Consider the following 16,933-nt stretch of genomic DNA (forward strand, 5'->3'; position numbering starts at 1 on the left):
TTACGCTCCGAGATTGCGCGCGAATTTATCACAAAATAAAATCTTCTGGCAACGATTTTTCATATTAGTAACAGTGACGCAAATCACAACAAAGTTCCCCCTAGTGATATTTGTACATTCATACTCATCTACAACGCTTTTCTTCTTTTCTCAAATACCTGTTATTTAAACAAATATCCTTACAATATCAGCGCCATGAACCAAAACGGTTTATGAACATACCACTCTTTAATCGTAGAACATTATTTTCAGTATCCAAGGCATTTAACAGAGCTAGTATTTACGTTACTGCTCAGCCTAAATCGATGAGTCTTTATTCACAGAACTTTGATTGACTAAACTTAAACTAGCTGGATGGGTATGGCCATGAAGTGACGTTGCTATGGCTAAAATTAACAAGAAGTTAAGTTAGTAAGCTGAAGGAGCTCAGTGCTTAACGAAATCCATCACAGAGAAGAAATTTAAGATTTGAAGAAATACAAAAAAGGCCCAACATTTTCATGCTGGGCCTTAAATCTGGAGCGACACACGAGGTTCGAACTCGTGACCTCAACCTTGGCAAGGTTGCGCTCTACCAACTGAGCTAGTGTCGCGTTTAATATGAGATGGTGCCCCGGGCCGGACTTGAACCGGCACAACGCGAACGTCGAGGGATTTTAAATCCCTTGTGTCTACCAATTCCACCACCAGGGCACACAAATATTCTTTGTGATGCCTTTACAGAAAAGTAAAACACCATCTGATACCGCTAACGCCATATCAATAAAATTTGGAGCGACACACGAAGTTCGAACTCGTGACCTCAACCTTGGCAAGGTTGCGCTCTACCAACTGAGCTAGTGTCGCATTTATTCTCGAAAGCCATTCACTCTCAAAAGAATAATGGAGGCGCCTCCCGGAGTCGAACCGAGGTCCACGGATTTGCAATCCGCTGCATAGCCACTCTGCCAAGGCGCCTCATTTGTGAATAAAGCTAAGCTTTTTCACCACCCTTTTGAGCTGCGCTCTCTTGGGTACGGGATGCATTCTACGGATTCGAGCGATCGAGTCAACACTATTTTTATTTTTTTAAATCGTTTGACTAGAATTTGTGCGAAAGACGGTAGATTGCTTAGTTTTAATACTAAAAATCGCTTAAATACACTTGTTTATCATAAAACTTTGGCTACGCCTTACACTGCTGGCCGTGCGTTACGTGTATTGAAGCGTTAACAATCAGGAGACTCGCTTCTCTGAGACTCTCCAAGGGCAAAAATAAGACTTAGATCACATATGGAATTCTATCGAAACAGGAACTCAGATAGAAATTTCAAGCATGACCGTTAGCAAGCATTAAAAAACGTGAGAAGCAAAGAAATGCTGTAGATTATCTTAGATACAAAAAAGCAGGCTATTAAGCCTGCTTTCTAATATCAGAATTTAATGATGCTCTTCATTCAACAGATCATCTTTCGCAGCAGCTAAATATTGAATCATTGACCAATATGTCAAGAAAGTTGCCACATACAAGGCCGCAAAGCCTAGCCAAACCATCCATTCATCGTAACGCCATATCAACACCCATAAGGCGAACATTTGCGAAACAGTTTTTACTTTGCCAACCCAAGATACCGCAACACTCGCTCGCTTACCGATTTCAGCCATCCATTCTCGCAATGCTGAGATAATGATTTCTCGCGCAATCATCGTTACCGCAGGAATGGTCACCCAAATTGAATGGTAATGTTCCGTGATTAAAATCAATGCCGTTGCCACTAGCACTTTATCAGCAACAGGATCAATAAACGCACCAAAACGAGAAGTTTGGCCAAGTTTACGGGCCAACATACCGTCAAGCCAGTCAGTAAAACCCGCTACCCAAAACACCATTGCTGCTGCAAACGGTGCCCATGAATAAGGTAGATAAAAGACAACCACAAAAACAGGGATTAGGAACAGTCTAAGAAGAGACAGAATGTTCGGGATATTCAAACGCATTTTATTATTCTCTTACACATTGCGGCTTAATGTTGCGCGATTTTCCTTATTGTTTCAATGCTTGGAAAATAATTTCTGCTAAAGAGTGACTTATTCCCGGTACTTTGGCGATTTCTTCGACACTTGCACGTTTAAGTTCTTGTAACCCACCCATGTACTTGAGTAACGCCTGACGTCGTTTAGGGCCAATTCCCTCAATCCCTTCAAGTGCACTAGTACGTCTGGTTTTACCTCGCTTAGCACGATGCCCCGCTATAGCATGGTTATGGCTTTCATCACGAATATGTTGAATAAGGTGCAGCGCTGGATCATCGCTTGGTAAATGAAACTCGTCCCCATCGACTGTAATCAGCGTTTCTAAACCTGGTTTGCGAGTAACGCCTTTTGCAATACCAATCATGATGGGACGCTTTGGCCAATCTCCCCAATATTGCGAAATGATGTCATGCGCACGATTTAACTGGCCTTTACCACCATCGATAAAGATGATGTCGGGAATTTTCTCTACGTCCAATTGCTTCGAATAACGGCGCTCCAACGCTTGTCCCATTGCAGCGTAATCGTCACCACCAGTAATCCCAGTGATGTTATAGCGACGATACTCCTGCTTAACGGGGCCTTCATTGTTGAACACCACACACGATGCAATCGTACTTTCCCCCATGGTATGGGAGATATCAAAACACTCCATCCGAGCAATAGACTCCAACTTCAATGTTTCGCGAAGCGCATGAAAACGCTGATTAATCGTCATCTTGTGATTGATTTTGGTGGTAATCGCCGTTAGTGCATTCGTGTTCGAAAGCTTGAGATACCTTGCTCGAGAGCCAGTTGGCGAGGTATGGAAATGAACCTTACGACCTGCCACTTCACTTAACGCTTTCTGTATTGGCGCAATATCTTCTGCCAACTCTTGATTCAAAATAATACGAGAAGGAATCGTGCGCGCTTCGTTATGGCTCAAATAGTATTGAGTCAGAAAACTATCGAACACTTCCTGCTGGCTTGTATTTTGTGGGATTTTCGGAAAATGGCTACGGCTACCAAGCACTTTACCTTGGCGTATCATTAGGATATGAATACACGCAATACCATTCTCCTGAGCAAACCCTAGTACATCCATATCATCCATGCTGTCTTCTGAGACATACTGCTGCTCTTGAACACGTCTAATCGCTTGGATTTGATCGCGAAATTTAGCGGCATCTTCAAAGCGCAGTTGCTGACTGGCAACTTCCATTTTCTCGATCAGTTGTTTGAGTACTTGCTGGTCTTTGCCTTGCAAAAACATGCGCACAAAGCCAACCAACTCTGCGTATTCTTCATCAGAAATGATGGTATCAACGCATGGCCCTGCACAACGGCCAATTTGGTACATCAAACATGGGCGCGTTCGGTTGGAATAGACGGTGTCTTCACACTGACGCACAGGAAATATCTTTTGCAGCAAATGCAATGTTTCTCTTACTGCACCAGAATCTGGGTAGGGGCCAAAATATTCACCTTTGCGCTTCTTGGCGCCACGGTGGATAGAAAGCCGTGGGTGCTTATGACCGCTAATAAAGATATAAGGGTAAGACTTATCATCTCGCAGCAAAACATTGTATTTCGGTAAATACTGCTTGATGTAGTTATGCTCTAAGATGAGCGCTTCTGTCTCAGTGTGAGTCACTGTGACGTCAATTTTGGCGATATTACTGACAAGCGCGCGAGTTTTCTCACTGTCTACTTTTTTTCGAAAGTAGCTTGAAAGGCGCTTTTTTAGGTCTTTGGCTTTACCTACATAGATGACAACAGCTTCGGCGTTGTACATTCTGTAAACGCCGGGCTGATGAGTTACTGTCTTGAGAAAGGAAGCCGAATCGAAGGGAGGATTCACGCTAAAGGGTCTCGGTGTCCAGCATTCCGTGGCGAATCGCTAAGTGAGTTAACTCAACGTCACCATTAATGTCCAATTTACTAAAGAGTCGGTAGCGATAGCTGTTGACTGTCTTTGGACTTAAATTAAGTTGCTCAGAAATATCCGTTACCTTTTGGCCTTTGGTGATCATAAGCATGATCTGCAATTCACGTTCGGATAAGTCTTTAAAAGGGTTCTCAGAGGCTGGAGAAAATTGACTCAATGCCATCTGCTGCGCAATCTCTGGTGAGATGTAACGCTGCCCACTATTAACTACACGAATCGCATTCACCATTTCATCAGGGCCAGCACCTTTGGTTAAATAACCAGACGCACCTGCCTGCATCACCTTGGTTGGAAACGGGTTTTCTGTATGAACGGTAAGTACGATGATTTTCACATCAGGATTCACGCGAAGAATTTTTTTAGTGGCTTCCAAGCCACCAATTCCTGGCATGTTCATGTCCATTAAAACGACGTCAGCATGATTACTGCGACACCATTTTACTGCATCTTCACCGCTGTCAGCTTCTCCTGCTACGTTCATTCCACGGACGTCTTCAATAATACGTCGTATCCCTGTGCGAACCAGCTCGTGATCATCTACAAGGAAAACATTTATCAAACTTGTATCTCCACACTTTGTATTGGTTCTGCACCCACATAACCATTATTTGTTAAATGTGGATATCAGTATGACTGCCTATATACTAACGTAATCGACAAAAAATTGCTTTCTATGAATATGTGCTGAAACGCAAACTTTAGCAAGAACTTATTCATAAACCACTCTATTATTTTAGAGCGTGATGAGCAGAACCGAAATCTAAGAAAAGACAATTAACAACATTAAGTACAATAAATCAAGTAACTAGGTTTCATATTGCCCAGAGAAACACGCTATAACTTAAAATGACACTGCCCCTCTTGCACCAAAGGCTAACTTGTAATCACTAATTCCAGCAAAAATTTGAACCGTTTTCTTTACTGGTTATTTTTACAGTTCTTAATGTTAAACTAGCGTTCTTCAAGTTTTCTAAGGTTTCTCACATTTGAATATCCAACAAGGCTTTCTGCTTACTCGACAGGCACGAGACATCAAAGGTCAAACTCAAATCGAGCTGTGGCTTTCGACAGAAGCAGGTCCTACTCAGTTACTTATTAATGGTGAGAAGCCAGTATTTTTTATCGCTCAGAAACACTCAGAGCAAGCAAAAACACTCGCGCGAGAAAAAAACATACCCGTCGACATCCGCCTTTTGGATCTCAAAACGTTTGAACATACGCCTCTTGCTGCCTGCTATACCAATGTAACCAGAGACGCTCTCGCACTCAAAGACACATTCGCTCAAAAAGATATCACCACGTACGAAAGTGATATTCGCCTCACCGATCGCTACCTCATGGAGCGTTTTATTAAAGGCAGTATTGAGTTTACAGGCAATGTGACTCGTACCAATGGCTACCAACGCGTCCAGAACGCAAAATGCCGTACGGGGCAATATGAGCCGAAGTTAAACGTTGTCTCGTTAGATCTAGAATGCTCTGAGAAAGGCATTCTTTACTCCATCGGATTAGACAGCGTCATGGATTCCCGCGTTATCATGATCGGAGAACCAGAACCTTCGGATACACCGATACAATGGGTCCAGGATGAAAAGGCGCTTCTAGAAGCACTCATCGATTGGTTTAAAAAATTCGACCCCGATGTCATTGTCGGTTGGAATGTCATTGATTTTGACTTTCGTCTGCTACACAAACGAGCAGAATGGCACAACATGAAGCTAATGCTTGGCAGAGCAGACCAAGCCAGCTTTTTTAGAAGTTCATCTCAAAGCCAACAAGGGTTTATCTCCATTCCCGGGCGAGTTGTGATGGATGGTATCGATACGCTAAAAACGGCTACTTACCACTTTCGATCTTGGTCATTAGAGTCTGTATCTCAAGAACTCTTGGGGGAAGGTAAAGAAATCCACAACGTTCATGACCGTATGGATGAGATCAATCGTATGTACCGCTCCGACAAACCATCGCTGGCTAAATATAACTTACAAGACTGCGTGTTGGTGAACAAGATTTTCAATCACACTCACCTGCTCGACTTTGCAATTGAACGCTCTCGCCTCACTGGTGTAGAACTGGATCGTGTCGGTGGCTCGGTAGCGGCATTCACTAACTTATACATGCCGCAAATACACCGCGCAGGCTATGTTGCCCCGAATCTACACCCAGAAAATTGGATTGCGAGCCCCGGCGGTTACGTGATGGACTCCATTCCTAACCTATATGATTCTGTTTTAGTATTGGATTTTAAGAGTCTATACCCATCGATTATTCGCTCTTTCTTGATTGATCCTATGGGTTTGGTTGAGGGGTTATTACTCGATATTGGTAAAGAAGATGATCAGGCAGTACCTGGCTTTCGCGGTGGTCAGTTCCATCGTACGAAACACTTTTTGCCAGAAATGATTGAAAAGCTTTGGGCAGCACGTGATGTCGCGAAAAAGAACAATGAAAAAGCTTTTTCTCAGGCAATCAAAATCATCATGAACTCCTTTTATGGCGTACTGGGCTCATCGGGATGTCGTTTCTTTGATACTCGATTAGCTTCTAGTATTACCATGCGCGGACATGAGATCATGAAGCAAACTAAAGTGCTGATTGAGGAACAAGGCTATCAAGTGATTTACGGCGATACGGATTCCACATTTGTGTCGTTGAATCGACCATACAGTCAAGTAGAAGCCGACGCTGTTGGAAATCAATTAGTTGATTACATCAACTCTTGGTGGCAAGAACACCTGCGTTCTGAGTACAACCTAACATCTATGTTGGAAATCGAATATGAAACCCATTATCGCAGATTCCTTATGCCAACGATTCGTGGCGCAGAAACTGGCTCGAAAAAGCGCTATGCGGGTTTAATCGGTGAAGGAGAGCAAGAACGGATTGTATTTAAAGGGTTAGAAAGTGCCCGTACTGACTGGACCTCGTTAGCACAGAAATTTCAAAATACACTCTATAGCATGATTTTCCATGGTGAAGATCCAAGCGACTATGTCCGAGAGATGGTTGAGAAAACTAACAACGGTGAATTTGATGAACAGTTGGTGTATCAAAAGCGACTGCGCAGAAAACTGCATGAGTATCAGAAGAACGTCCCGCCACAAGTGCGTGCAGCTCGTTTAGCGGATGAGATAAATGCCAAGCTTGGACGCCCATTACAGTATCAAAACAAAGGACGAATTGAATACATTATAACCGTGAACGGTCCTGAACCTTATGAGTACCTCAATAGCCCGATTGATTATCAACATTACATTGATAAACAACTCAAACCCGTTGCAGATGCGATTCTCCCTTTCATTGGGACGGATTTTGACAGGCTTTCAGCACCTCAAATGGGGTTGTTTTAACCGATACGAAACTCTGTTTTCTGGTACTGTTTGACTAACCAATCACCAAACGCATCAATTAGCCCGATAACAGAACGCTTGGGAATACCCCGGCCAGAAAGTAAAATTTCTAGCCGCTCGATCTCAAGCTGCTTTTCAGGATGATAAGTTAAGAATACCTTGCCACATTGTATAGGGTCATCAAACCAACGTTTATCTCGATACATCACCAAAGAGTATGACGCCCTTAGTAGCTTTTTAGCAATCACGCGTTGAGCGACCACCTGCTCTTCTATCGTCTTCGCTTGGACGATTTTTTTGCGATACACCGTAATCCAATCTTCCACATCCATATTCCAGTGCTTAGCAATTTCCCAACTTGGAACGTAATCACCAAAACAGTCTGCCAGATCATCACCATAGACACAGACACAGCAATGCTTAAGCATAAAGCCCCAAGTGAAAATGCTATCTAAGTTAGCCACTTCACTCACTAACGCTGTGCGGACCGATACGCCACTAACTTGAGGATGACTTTGCTGCGCGCGCCACTTAATCGTGTTGAGTAAAGTCGCGCGATTGTGCTCAAAGGATGATTGAGTAACGACAACCAGGTCTAAGTTCGACCTTCCTGCGACCGCTGTTTTGCGAGCGACGCTACCATACACATACACGCTGTGTAAGTTTTGCCCCAGTCCACCTTTGAGACAAGCGGTAACTTCTCTAATTAAAGGCGCAAACTCTGGTTGAAATGGTTGTTTAGGATCGATAACAGGCAGAGACATGACTTAAAACGTGATCTCAGATGGTTCAAGAAGTTGAGCTATATGTTCTCTTAGCCGACTCACTGAATCAAGTCCATTCAGGTGTTTAGTCATGGGAGTAACAACAAATTTCTGCAATGAATTTTAATGCTAGGCGGCTAACTTAGCGCTATAATCACCGAGTTTTGCTTAATAAGTATGAATAGGAATATACAATGCCAAAGGCAAGTGAAATCAAAAAAGGCTTCGCAATCGAGTCTAATGGTAAAACTCTTCTAGTTAAAGACATCGAAGTAACGACTCCTGGCGGTCGTGGCGGCGCTAAAATCTACAAAATGCGTTGTACAGATCTAAACACGGGCGCACGTGTAGATGAGCGTTACAAGTCTGATGACGTTGTTGAAACGGTAGAAATGAACAAACGTGCAGTTGTGTACTCATACGCTGACGGCGATGAGCACATCTTCATGGATAACGAAGACTACTCACAATACACATTCAAGCACAATGAAGTTGAAGACGACATGCTGTTCATCAACGAAGATACACAAGGTATCCACATTATCCTTGTTAACGGTGCTGCTGTGGGTATTGAACTACCATCTTCTGTTGAGCTAGTGATTGAAGAAACTGACCCGTCAATCAAAGGTGCTTCTGCATCTGCTCGTACTAAACCAGCACGCTTCGCTTCAGGTCTTGTCATCCAGGTTCCTGAGTACATTGCAACTGGTGACCGTGTTATCATTAACACAGCTGAACGTAAATACATGAGCCGAGCATAAGCATGTCTGATTTGATTTCTTACGACGACGTCATCGACGCAGCGTACGACATTTTCCTTGAAATGGCTCCAGATAATCTAGAGCCTGCTGACGTGATTCTGTTTACTGCGCAATTTGAAGATCGTGGTGCCGCAGAACTTGTTGAAACTGGTGATGACTGGGTTGAACATGTTGGCTTCGAGATCGACAAAGAAGTATATGCAGAGGTTCGTATCGGCCTAGTAAATGAGGAAAATGACGTTCTTGATGACGTATTTGCTCGTATGCTAATCAGCCGAGACCCTGAACATAAGTTCTGCCATATGCTTTGGAAACGCGATTAACGTTTCTTCATCATGATAAAAAATACCAGCCTAGCGCTGGTATTTTTTTATCTGCTGTTTTTGTTTAGCTGCGATATTTGTTTATCCAAACACCCTTCTCTATATCGGCTTTAGATCCTTTCGCTATGTAACAGATAAGAAAAAGGCTTGCCGAATTGGCAAGCCTTTCTGATGTTTTGCTATCGATTAACGATGCTTGTTACGTGCGCCTTGGTCACCAGCAGTCTTCTTCGGCTTACGACGAGAAGGGTTGTTACTGCGACCTTTTGGCGTGTTAACACGCTCTTCATGGCGCTTAACTGCGCGACGAATTTTTTGGCTGCGTGCACGCTCACGTTTGCGTGACGTGTTGTCTTTGTTCAGATCAAGCATGGTTTCTTTTTCTGGACGAAGCTCTACAAGCTCACGCAAGTAGTTTACTTCTTTCAGGTCAAGCTCCATCCAACCACCACGAGGCAGTTTCTTGTCTAAGAAGATGTCGCCGTAACGAACACGTTTCAGACGACTAACGGTACACTCTTGCGATTCCCATAGTCGACGAACTTCGCGGTTACGACCTTCGTTGATAACAACGTAAAACGTGTGGTTCATGCCTTCACCACCCGCGTAAACAACATCTTCGAAACGAGCTAAACCGTCTTCCAGTTCAACACCTTTTACTAGATTACGAACTTTCTGTTCAGTTACTTCACCGAACACACGTACTAGGTATTCACGTTCAACTTGGCGGCTTGGGTGCATTAAGCGGTTCGCCAGTTCACCATCCGTTGTGAAAAGCAGAAGACCAGAAGTGTTCGCATCCAGACGACCAACTGAAATCCAACGAGAGCCACGAATTTTTGGCAGACGATCAAAAACAGTACGACGACCTTCTGGATCGTGACGAGTACACAGTTCACCTTCAGGTTTGTAGTACGCAAGTACACGACAAATCACTTCTTCTTGAATCTTTGCAGAGACAATGTGACCATCGATACGAACTACGCTGCTCTCGTCTTCAAGTCTTTCACCAAGCTTAGCGACTACACCGTTCACGCTAACGCGACCAGATTTAATTAACGATTCAATCTCACGACGAGAACCGTGACCAGCACGTGCTAATACTTTTTGTAACTTTTCGCTCATTTATCTACCTATGTGTCGTCTTCACAGACGTCTAGACCAGAATTGGTCTGTATTTTGCTAATTACCCATTTCAGTGGGATTTTTCGGTCCGACATTATACGTAACTTTCTCAGTTAATGTAAGCTAAATCGGCGCCATTCTCCACACCCAAAATTCACTTTAAAACATCGAAAATATTTACTCTATTCTGCAACTTTTTTCCTACTTAATGCTGATATTGCCCAGCGAGAATCCCACTAATATCGGTCTTCCCGAGCCACTTTAACCGTGCAGTACCTGATAAAATTGTCAGGGTTACAACGATAACCACTTGGGGTGTGTTTACTGTTCGTGTTGCTTTAAAAACAACGAAGAATAAGCCGTCCCTGTTTGCTGCTAAGTAATACCAATCATCGTGGATAAATGAGCACTCATAGCAAGAAAGAAGCATCGGTAAGTCACTATTTACTATTAAAAATGACACTAACGTTATCGTGTATTTTAACTAGCTAGATTAGCTCTGCATTTTCGGCGATTGGCATAAATCAGACAAAAAGGAATAGAACAATGTCTATGCTAAATCTAGACCTAAATTGGATTTTTGGGACATCTCAAGATGACGATATGACCGGTACAAAAGGGTCTGAAACAACCGATATTTTCTTCGGCTTCTGTGGTGATGATAAGTTCGTAGGATACGGAGGCAATGATGTTGTCTTCGGGGGCTGGGGAGACGATACCTTGCTCGGTGGCCGAGGGAACGACTTTGTTTCTGGCGGCTTTGGCAACGACTTCCTATCGGGCGGATTAGGAAGTGACAAGCTCTTTGGTGGTTGTGGCGATGATACAATTTTTGATTACTCAGGCAACAACTACTTGAGTGGGGGTTGGGGTAACGACACGCTCGTCGTTGGCGATGGTGAATCAGTACTGAGCGGCGGCTGTGGAGACGACACTTTCGTGCTTACAAACCGCCTGGCTATTGGTGTACCCGATCAACCTGTATCTTCCAACGATATTGATATTAAAGCCGATATTGTCGATTTTAATATTTTTCATGACAAACTTGTCTTCGATATGGGCAGAGACACCGACAATGATGGCATTCGCGATACGTTCTTAGATTCAGCGGATGATCTTACTTTATCTTACAACGAGTGTGGTTGGGCGGTATTCTCTAGTGATGAATACAATGTTGAAGTGACACTAAACGGCGTGAGCTCTGCATACATCAACTATGCTGAACAAAATGGTATCGACATTTTCGATTTCGCTTAATCTCAATCAGCGAAGTTCGCTGAGATACTCAATAATAAGAAACTAAAATAGGAGGCGCGATGCCTCCTATTTTGTTTGACGGTGGTGTACGTCTATTAATCGAATTATTCGAATGGTGCCGGGTCACCTGACCCCAAACGCACCACAACAGGTTCACCTTCGCTAAAGTCAATGACGGTCGTAGGTTGTTCACCTAAGTAACCGCCATTAAGAATCACATCAACCGCATGTTCTAGTTTATCGCGAATATCTTCCGGATCAGACTCTGTTACGTCACTGCCAGGTAGGATCAACGACGTAGACATCATCGGTTCACCTAATGCTTCCAACAAGTCCAAGGCAATTTGATTGTCTGGAACACGGATACCGATGGTCTTACGTTTCGCGTTCATCAAACGACGCGGCACTTCTTTCGTGCCTTTGAAGATGAAGGTGTAAGGACCTGGTGTGTTGTTTTTCAGTAGTCGGAATGCAGAGTTATCCACTCGCGCATATAGAGAAAGTTCCGACAAATCACGACACAATAAAGTAAAGTTATGCTTATCATCGAGACGACGGATCTGACAGATTCGTTCCAGTGCCTGTTTGTTCTCCAACTGACAGCCAAGTGCGTACCCTGAATCGGTAGGGTACACCACAACGCCGCCGTTACGAATGATTGCTACTGCTTGATTAATCAAGCGAGCCTGTGGGTTTTCTGGGTGAACGTAAAAAAACTGGCTCATTGTAATTCCTCATTATCGAGCCTCTCGGCTCTATATTCTTATGTGGAGCTTGAATGCCGCCTTGTTGTGCTTTATCAAGTGACTTCAAGATTCAAAGTGTTGTTCAGTTCCAACGACAAGGAAAGCCACATTGAGACGCAATATATACACTTTCCAGTTGTTTGACGCTGAAACCCACACCTTGAGGTTACTTTGATATATCCAACGAAGGATCAATACCCCAATCTTTCCAAACTGGTTCGACGCCAGCAGGCAACCAAAGGTTCCTTCCTAGCTCCATCCAAGGGGATGGGTAGTGAAAATCACTGCCTTGAGACGCTAATAGTTTGTATTGTATAGCATAATCAGCCAAGTTGCGCCTTTCTTGTTGCGCTTGCTGTGGCTGTGCAACTTCCATCGCATCGCCGTTTGCTTCTACAAACGCTGCTAGAAGACGCTTAATCCACTTCGCTGTCAACTTATATCTTCCAGGATGCGCTAATACCGCCAAACCACCAGCAGCATGGATAGCATCAACCGCATCTTTCATCGAGCACCAATTCGGTGGTACATAACCTGGGTTATTACGCGTTAGGTATTTTTTAAACACCACTTGCATGGTTTTTGCGTAACCATTATCCACCAACCATTTCGCGAAGTGCGCTCTCGTGACAGGCGCATCACCGGCGATCTGCCTTACCTCTTCGAGCACACCTTCCCGAGTTGCTTTTTGTAGTCGCTCTGCAATCAACTCTGACCTTGTTATGCGGTGCTGCTTCTGCTGCTCGATGAGGGCGGATAATTGTTCATTTTCCGGATCGATATTCAAGCCGACAATATGAATGTCTTTGTTTTGCCAGACAGTCGATATCTCAATGCCGTTGATGATTTTGATCGGCAAATTATTGTCTTGAACGTATTGCTTGGCTAACGCCAAGCCGTCAACCGTATCGTGATCAGTGATCGCCAAAACCTCGATATCAAAACTCAGCGCCCTTTCCACTAAATCTTTAGGCTCTAACCGACCGTCCGATGCAGTGGTGTGACTATGTAAATCAATTCTCATATTTTTATCGTTTTAATGCTGTTTTGGGGTTGACTTTTTACTCTCACACTAGTTAACTAGTACACAAATACAAAGTACGTAATTTAAGGTTCACCATGTTACAAGAATTTAACCAAAACCAAAAAGCGAAAGTTGCGGTTTGTCTTAATAAGGCAAACTCATCAGATCTTGCTTGGTGGCGCACTTGGACTAGTTCTTGGTGGGCAAACGTATACTTCTAGTTTATAGAACCAAACGTTGTAAAGCCCGCTACTTAAGCGGGCTTTTTTGTTTTGTTGCTCATTTCACATTCAACTGCCTAAACATTAATCGAATATGGCTAACTCTAGATTGGGGGAACGTTTGCTTTATGCGACTATGTACGGCAGGAAGATTTAGACAGCTACAAGGAGGTCTTGTGAATAAGGCCATAGAAATCAAGAAACTTGGATGCCTAGAAGTATTAAAGACTTCGGTTCCTTACACTCAAGACCCAACACGTTTGTTCCATACCATTTGTGAGAACAAAAGAGATAGCTTGCTTCTCGAATCCGCTGAAATTGATTCGAAACAGAATCTAAAATCACTTTTAATCGTCGATTCAGCGGTGCGCATCGTTTGTTACGGCCACACTGTAAACATGCAGGCGTTAACCAACAACGGTAAAAACCTACTGTCTCACCTAAACCAGAACATCCGTGGTGACGTTGAGAGTAAGTTCGATGGCGAAACGCTGACTTTGGAGTTTAGCCAGCCATACGACACGTTAGATGAAGACTCTCGACTACGTGAAGCTTCTTCTTTTGACGCGCTACGTTTAGTGCAACACAGCTTCGATGTTTCACAGCAAGACAAACACGCGATTTTCCTTGGCGGTCTGTTTGCCTACGACTTAGTCGCAAACTTCGAGCCGCTTGGTAATGCAAAAGCAACCAATCAATGTCCAGATTACGTTTTCTACGTAGCGGAAACATTGCTTGTTGTCGACCATCAAACGGAATCTTGCCAGCTTCAAGCTACATTGTTTGTGGATGATTCAGAAAAACTAGCGCTAGAGACTCGCATCGCAGAAATCAGCGCTCAATGTGCGGCGCCAAAGTTACTTCCAAATGCAGAGCAAATCGCCGACGTAACGGTAGAACCTAGCGTATCTGATGATGACTTCTGTCAAATCGTTCGCGACTTAAAAGAGTTCGTAGTGAAAGGCGATGTGTTCCAAGTCGTACCATCTCGCCGATTCACTCTACCTTGCCCTTCTCCACTCGCTGCTTACAAAGAACTGAAACAAAGTAACCCAAGCCCTTACATGTTCTACATGCAAGATGAGCTGTTCACTTTGTTTGGCGCATCACCAGAAAGCGCGCTTAAGTACGAAACCGACACCAACCAAATTGAAATCTACCCAATCGCAGGCACTCGTCGCCGTGGTAAGCGCCCTAACGGCGAGATCGATTTCGACCTAGATAGCCGCATCGAACTTGAACTGCGCACCGACATGAAAGAAAACGCAGAACACATGATGTTGGTTGACTTAGCACGTAACGACGTCGCTCGTATTGCTCAAGCTGGCACTCGCCACGTAGCAGACCTACTAAAAGTCGACCGCTACAGCCACGTAATGCACTTAGTATCTCGTGTGGTTGGTCAACTGCGTGAAGACCTAGACGCCCTGCACGCATACCAAGCATGTATGAACATGGGTACGCTCACTGGTGCACCAAAGATTCGTGCGATGCAGTTGATTCGCGATGTAGAAGGCGCACGACGCGGTAGCTACGGCGGTGCTGTGGGTTACCTTACCGGCGAAGGTACACTCGACACATGTATCGTAATTCGCTCAGCTTACGTTGAGAACGGCATTGCTCAAGTTCAAGCTGGTGCAGGCGTTGTGTTCGACTCTGAACCACAAGCGGAAGCAGACGAAACGCGCGGTAAAGCACAAGCGGTAATCTCTGCTATTCAAGCAGCGCATTCTCAACCTACGAACAAGGAGTAGCAGACATGGCGAACATCGTATTCATCGATAACTTTGACTCGTTCACCTACAACCTTGTGGATCAGTTCCGCTCGCTAGGCCACTCAGTCAAGATTTACCGAAACAACATCCCAGCAGAAACCATCGAACAAGCGGTAAACGAGCTTGAAAACCCAGTGGTTCTGCTATCGCCGGGCCCTGGTGCACCGTCAGAGGCAGGCTCAATGCCAGAACTTATCCTACGCATGAAAGGCAAAGTTCCGATGATCGGTATTTGTCTTGGTCACCAAGCGATTGTTGAAGCATACGGCGGCACCGTCGCTGGCGCGGGTGAAATCATTCACGGTAAGGTGTCTATGATGGAGCACCAAAACCATGCGATTTACCAAAACCTACCATCACCACTTGCGATTGCACGTTACCACTCGCTGGTTGCGACCAAAGTTCCTGAGAGTCTAACCATCACGGCAGAAGTGGATGACTTGGTGATGTCTGTTGTACATGAAGAAGATAAAGTTTGCGGGTTCCAGTTCCACCCGGAATCTATTATGACGACCTACGGAGCAACACTGTTGGCCAATGCCATTGAATGGGCACTTGAAGAACAAACTTCAGTGAACCCACTCACTGCTTAAAAAGCACTTGGCACATAAGAAATTTAGGAGAGGAAATATGGACGCAATCATCAACCCTATTATTACCAAACTGTACGAGCAAGAATCGCTTACTCAGGAAGAGAGCCAACAGCTGTTTGACATCATCATCCGTGGTGAACTAGACCCAATTTTGATGGCATCAGCACTGACTGCACTAAAAATCAAAGGCGAAACACCGGATGAAATTGCGGGTGCGGCAAAAGCACTGCTGGCAAACGCAAACCCATTTCCTCGCCCAGATTACGATTTCGCAGATATCGTAGGTACTGGTGGAGACGGTCACAACACCATCAATATTTCAACCACCGCGGCATTTGTTGCTGCAGCATGTGGTCTAAAAGTGGCAAAGCACGGCAACCGCAGCGTTTCAAGCAAATCGGGTTCTTCTGACCTTCTTGATTCATTTGGTATCAACCTAGCCATGAGCGCAGAAGATACGCGCAAAGCGGTCGACGATATCGGTGTTGCTTTCCTATTTGCACCTCAATACCACGGTGGTGTGCGCCATGCGATGCCTGTGCGTCAAACTATGAAAACACGCACCATCTTTAACATTCTTGGTCCACTGATTAACCCAGCTCGTCCAAACATCGAATTGATGGGTGTTTACAGTGAAGAACTGGTTCGTCCTATCGCGGAAACCATGCTACAAATGGGTATGAAGCGCGCCGCAGTGGTACACGGAAGTGGTTTGGACGAAGTCGCGATTCATGGCGAAACAACGGTTGCAGAAATCAAAGACGGCAAGATCACTGAGTACACGCTAACACCAGCAGACTTCGGTCTAGAAGCGCACCCGTTAGAAGCAATCAAAGGTGGCGTTCCTGAAGAAAACAAGGCGATCATTACCAATATCCTGACGGGTAAAGGTACAGACGCACAATTGGGCGCAGTGGCGGTGAACGTTGCGCTGCTAATGCGTCTATTCGGCCACGAAGATTTAAAAGCCAACACGCAACAAGCGATTGAGGCAATGAATTCAGGCAAGGCGTACCAATTGGTACAACAACTTGCCGCACACGCTTAAGGA

15 protein-coding genes, 4 tRNA genes and 1 other annotated feature are annotated in these 16,933 nt (G+C 44.5%); of the genes, 8 read left to right on the forward strand and 11 right to left on the reverse strand.

Features of this window, described 5'->3' with window-relative positions; translation table 11 throughout:
* Positions 1 to 517 precede the first annotated feature (517 nt).
* From B7360_RS10910 to uvrY, 7 genes are all read right to left on the reverse strand, one after another.
* Positions 518 to 593, reverse strand: a tRNA-Gly gene (locus B7360_RS10910).
* A gap of 13 nt (positions 594 to 606) precedes the next feature.
* A tRNA-Leu gene (locus B7360_RS10915) sits at positions 607 to 693 on the reverse strand.
* A gap of 77 nt (positions 694 to 770) precedes the next feature.
* Positions 771 to 846, reverse strand: a tRNA-Gly gene (locus tag B7360_RS10920).
* Between the two features lie 37 nt (positions 847 to 883).
* Positions 884 to 957 (reverse strand) — tRNA-Cys (locus tag B7360_RS10925).
* Between the two features lie 462 nt (positions 958 to 1,419).
* Positions 1,420 to 1,977 (reverse strand): CDP-diacylglycerol--glycerol-3-phosphate 3-phosphatidyltransferase, encoded by a 558-nt coding sequence (gene pgsA, locus B7360_RS10935; RefSeq protein ID WP_005394805.1) that lies wholly within the window; start codon positions 1,975 to 1,977, stop codon positions 1,420 to 1,422.
* Positions 1,978 to 2,023: 46 nt separating this feature from the next.
* A complete protein-coding gene (gene uvrC, locus B7360_RS10940; RefSeq protein ID WP_085343495.1) occupies positions 2,024 to 3,856 on the reverse strand; it encodes an excinuclease ABC subunit UvrC in 1,833 nt (610 codons plus the stop codon).
* Between the two features lies 1 nt (position 3,857).
* A complete protein-coding gene (uvrY, locus tag B7360_RS10945) occupies positions 3,858 to 4,502 on the reverse strand; it encodes a UvrY/SirA/GacA family response regulator transcription factor (protein WP_005386783.1) in 645 nt (214 codons plus the stop codon).
* A gap of 427 nt (positions 4,503 to 4,929) precedes the next feature.
* Between uvrY and B7360_RS10950 the strand changes: the two genes are divergently transcribed.
* Entirely contained in the window at positions 4,930 to 7,293 is a 2,364-nt protein-coding gene (locus B7360_RS10950) for a DNA polymerase II (RefSeq protein WP_085343496.1), read from the forward strand.
* On the opposite strand, the gene B7360_RS10955 is transcribed toward B7360_RS10950, so the two are convergent.
* Positions 7,290 to 8,057, reverse strand: a complete 768-nt coding sequence (locus B7360_RS10955) for a nucleotidyltransferase (protein ID WP_074191536.1) — start codon at positions 8,055 to 8,057, stop codon at positions 7,290 to 7,292. The two genes, B7360_RS10950 and B7360_RS10955, sit on opposite strands and share 4 nt — an antisense overlap.
* Positions 8,058 to 8,251: 194 nt before the next feature.
* Between B7360_RS10955 and yeiP the strand changes: the two genes are divergently transcribed.
* Positions 8,252 to 8,818, forward strand: coding sequence for an elongation factor P-like protein YeiP (gene yeiP / locus B7360_RS10960; protein ID WP_005376801.1), 567 nt, complete (start codon positions 8,252 to 8,254; stop codon positions 8,816 to 8,818).
* A gap of 2 nt (positions 8,819 to 8,820) precedes the next feature.
* Positions 8,821 to 9,141: an HI1450 family dsDNA-mimic protein gene (locus B7360_RS10965; RefSeq protein WP_005376800.1), complete on the forward strand. Its 321-nt coding sequence runs from the start codon at positions 8,821 to 8,823 to the stop codon at positions 9,139 to 9,141.
* 186 nt (positions 9,142 to 9,327) lie between these two features.
* On the opposite strand, the gene rluB is transcribed toward B7360_RS10965, so the two are convergent.
* Positions 9,328 to 10,266, reverse strand: coding sequence for a 23S rRNA pseudouridine(2605) synthase RluB (gene rluB, locus B7360_RS10970; protein ID WP_005376798.1), 939 nt, complete (start codon positions 10,264 to 10,266; stop codon positions 9,328 to 9,330).
* A gap of 546 nt (positions 10,267 to 10,812) precedes the next feature.
* Here rluB and B7360_RS10975 point away from each other — a divergent pair.
* Positions 10,813 to 11,523, forward strand: coding sequence for a calcium-binding protein (locus B7360_RS10975; protein ID WP_085343497.1), 711 nt, complete (start codon positions 10,813 to 10,815; stop codon positions 11,521 to 11,523).
* 104 nt (positions 11,524 to 11,627) lie between these two features.
* On the opposite strand, the gene B7360_RS10980 is transcribed toward B7360_RS10975, so the two are convergent.
* Together B7360_RS10980 and B7360_RS10985 are read right to left on the reverse strand one after the other, a co-directional pair.
* Positions 11,628 to 12,248: an L-threonylcarbamoyladenylate synthase gene (locus tag B7360_RS10980; RefSeq protein ID WP_005376791.1), complete on the reverse strand. Its 621-nt coding sequence runs from the start codon at positions 12,246 to 12,248 to the stop codon at positions 11,628 to 11,630.
* A 187-nt stretch (positions 12,249 to 12,435) separates the two neighbouring features.
* Positions 12,436 to 13,293, reverse strand: coding sequence for a PHP domain-containing protein (locus B7360_RS10985; protein ID WP_085343498.1), 858 nt, complete (start codon positions 13,291 to 13,293; stop codon positions 12,436 to 12,438).
* Positions 13,294 to 13,388: 95 nt separating this feature from the next.
* Between B7360_RS10985 and B7360_RS10990 the strand changes: the two genes are divergently transcribed.
* The 4 genes from B7360_RS10990 to trpD all read left to right on the forward strand — a co-directional run bounded on the left by B7360_RS10990 (position 13,389) and on the right by trpD (position 16,930).
* Positions 13,389 to 13,514: a trp operon leader peptide gene (locus tag B7360_RS10990; RefSeq protein ID WP_005376787.1), complete on the forward strand. Its 126-nt coding sequence runs from the start codon at positions 13,389 to 13,391 to the stop codon at positions 13,512 to 13,514.
* Positions 13,461 to 13,564, forward strand: a sequence feature (Trp leader region). Its footprint overlaps the gene before it by 54 nt.
* Positions 13,565 to 13,690: 126 nt before the next feature.
* The gene (locus B7360_RS10995) at positions 13,691 to 15,268 is read left to right on the forward strand and encodes an anthranilate synthase component 1 (protein WP_085343499.1); all 1,578 of its coding nucleotides are present in this window, start codon (positions 13,691 to 13,693) and stop codon (positions 15,266 to 15,268) included.
* A gap of 5 nt (positions 15,269 to 15,273) precedes the next feature.
* Complete coding sequence (locus tag B7360_RS11000) at positions 15,274 to 15,882, forward strand: aminodeoxychorismate/anthranilate synthase component II (protein ID WP_074191540.1); 609 nt, start codon at positions 15,274 to 15,276, stop codon at positions 15,880 to 15,882.
* Between the two features lie 37 nt (positions 15,883 to 15,919).
* Positions 15,920 to 16,930 (forward strand): anthranilate phosphoribosyltransferase, encoded by a 1,011-nt coding sequence (gene trpD / locus B7360_RS11005; RefSeq protein WP_085343500.1) that lies wholly within the window; start codon positions 15,920 to 15,922, stop codon positions 16,928 to 16,930.
* Positions 16,931 to 16,933 lie beyond the last annotated feature (3 nt).

This window comes from Vibrio sp. ArtGut-C1, assembly GCF_002105475.1.
GTDB classification, from domain to species: domain Bacteria; phylum Pseudomonadota; class Gammaproteobacteria; order Enterobacterales; family Vibrionaceae; genus Vibrio; species Vibrio diabolicus.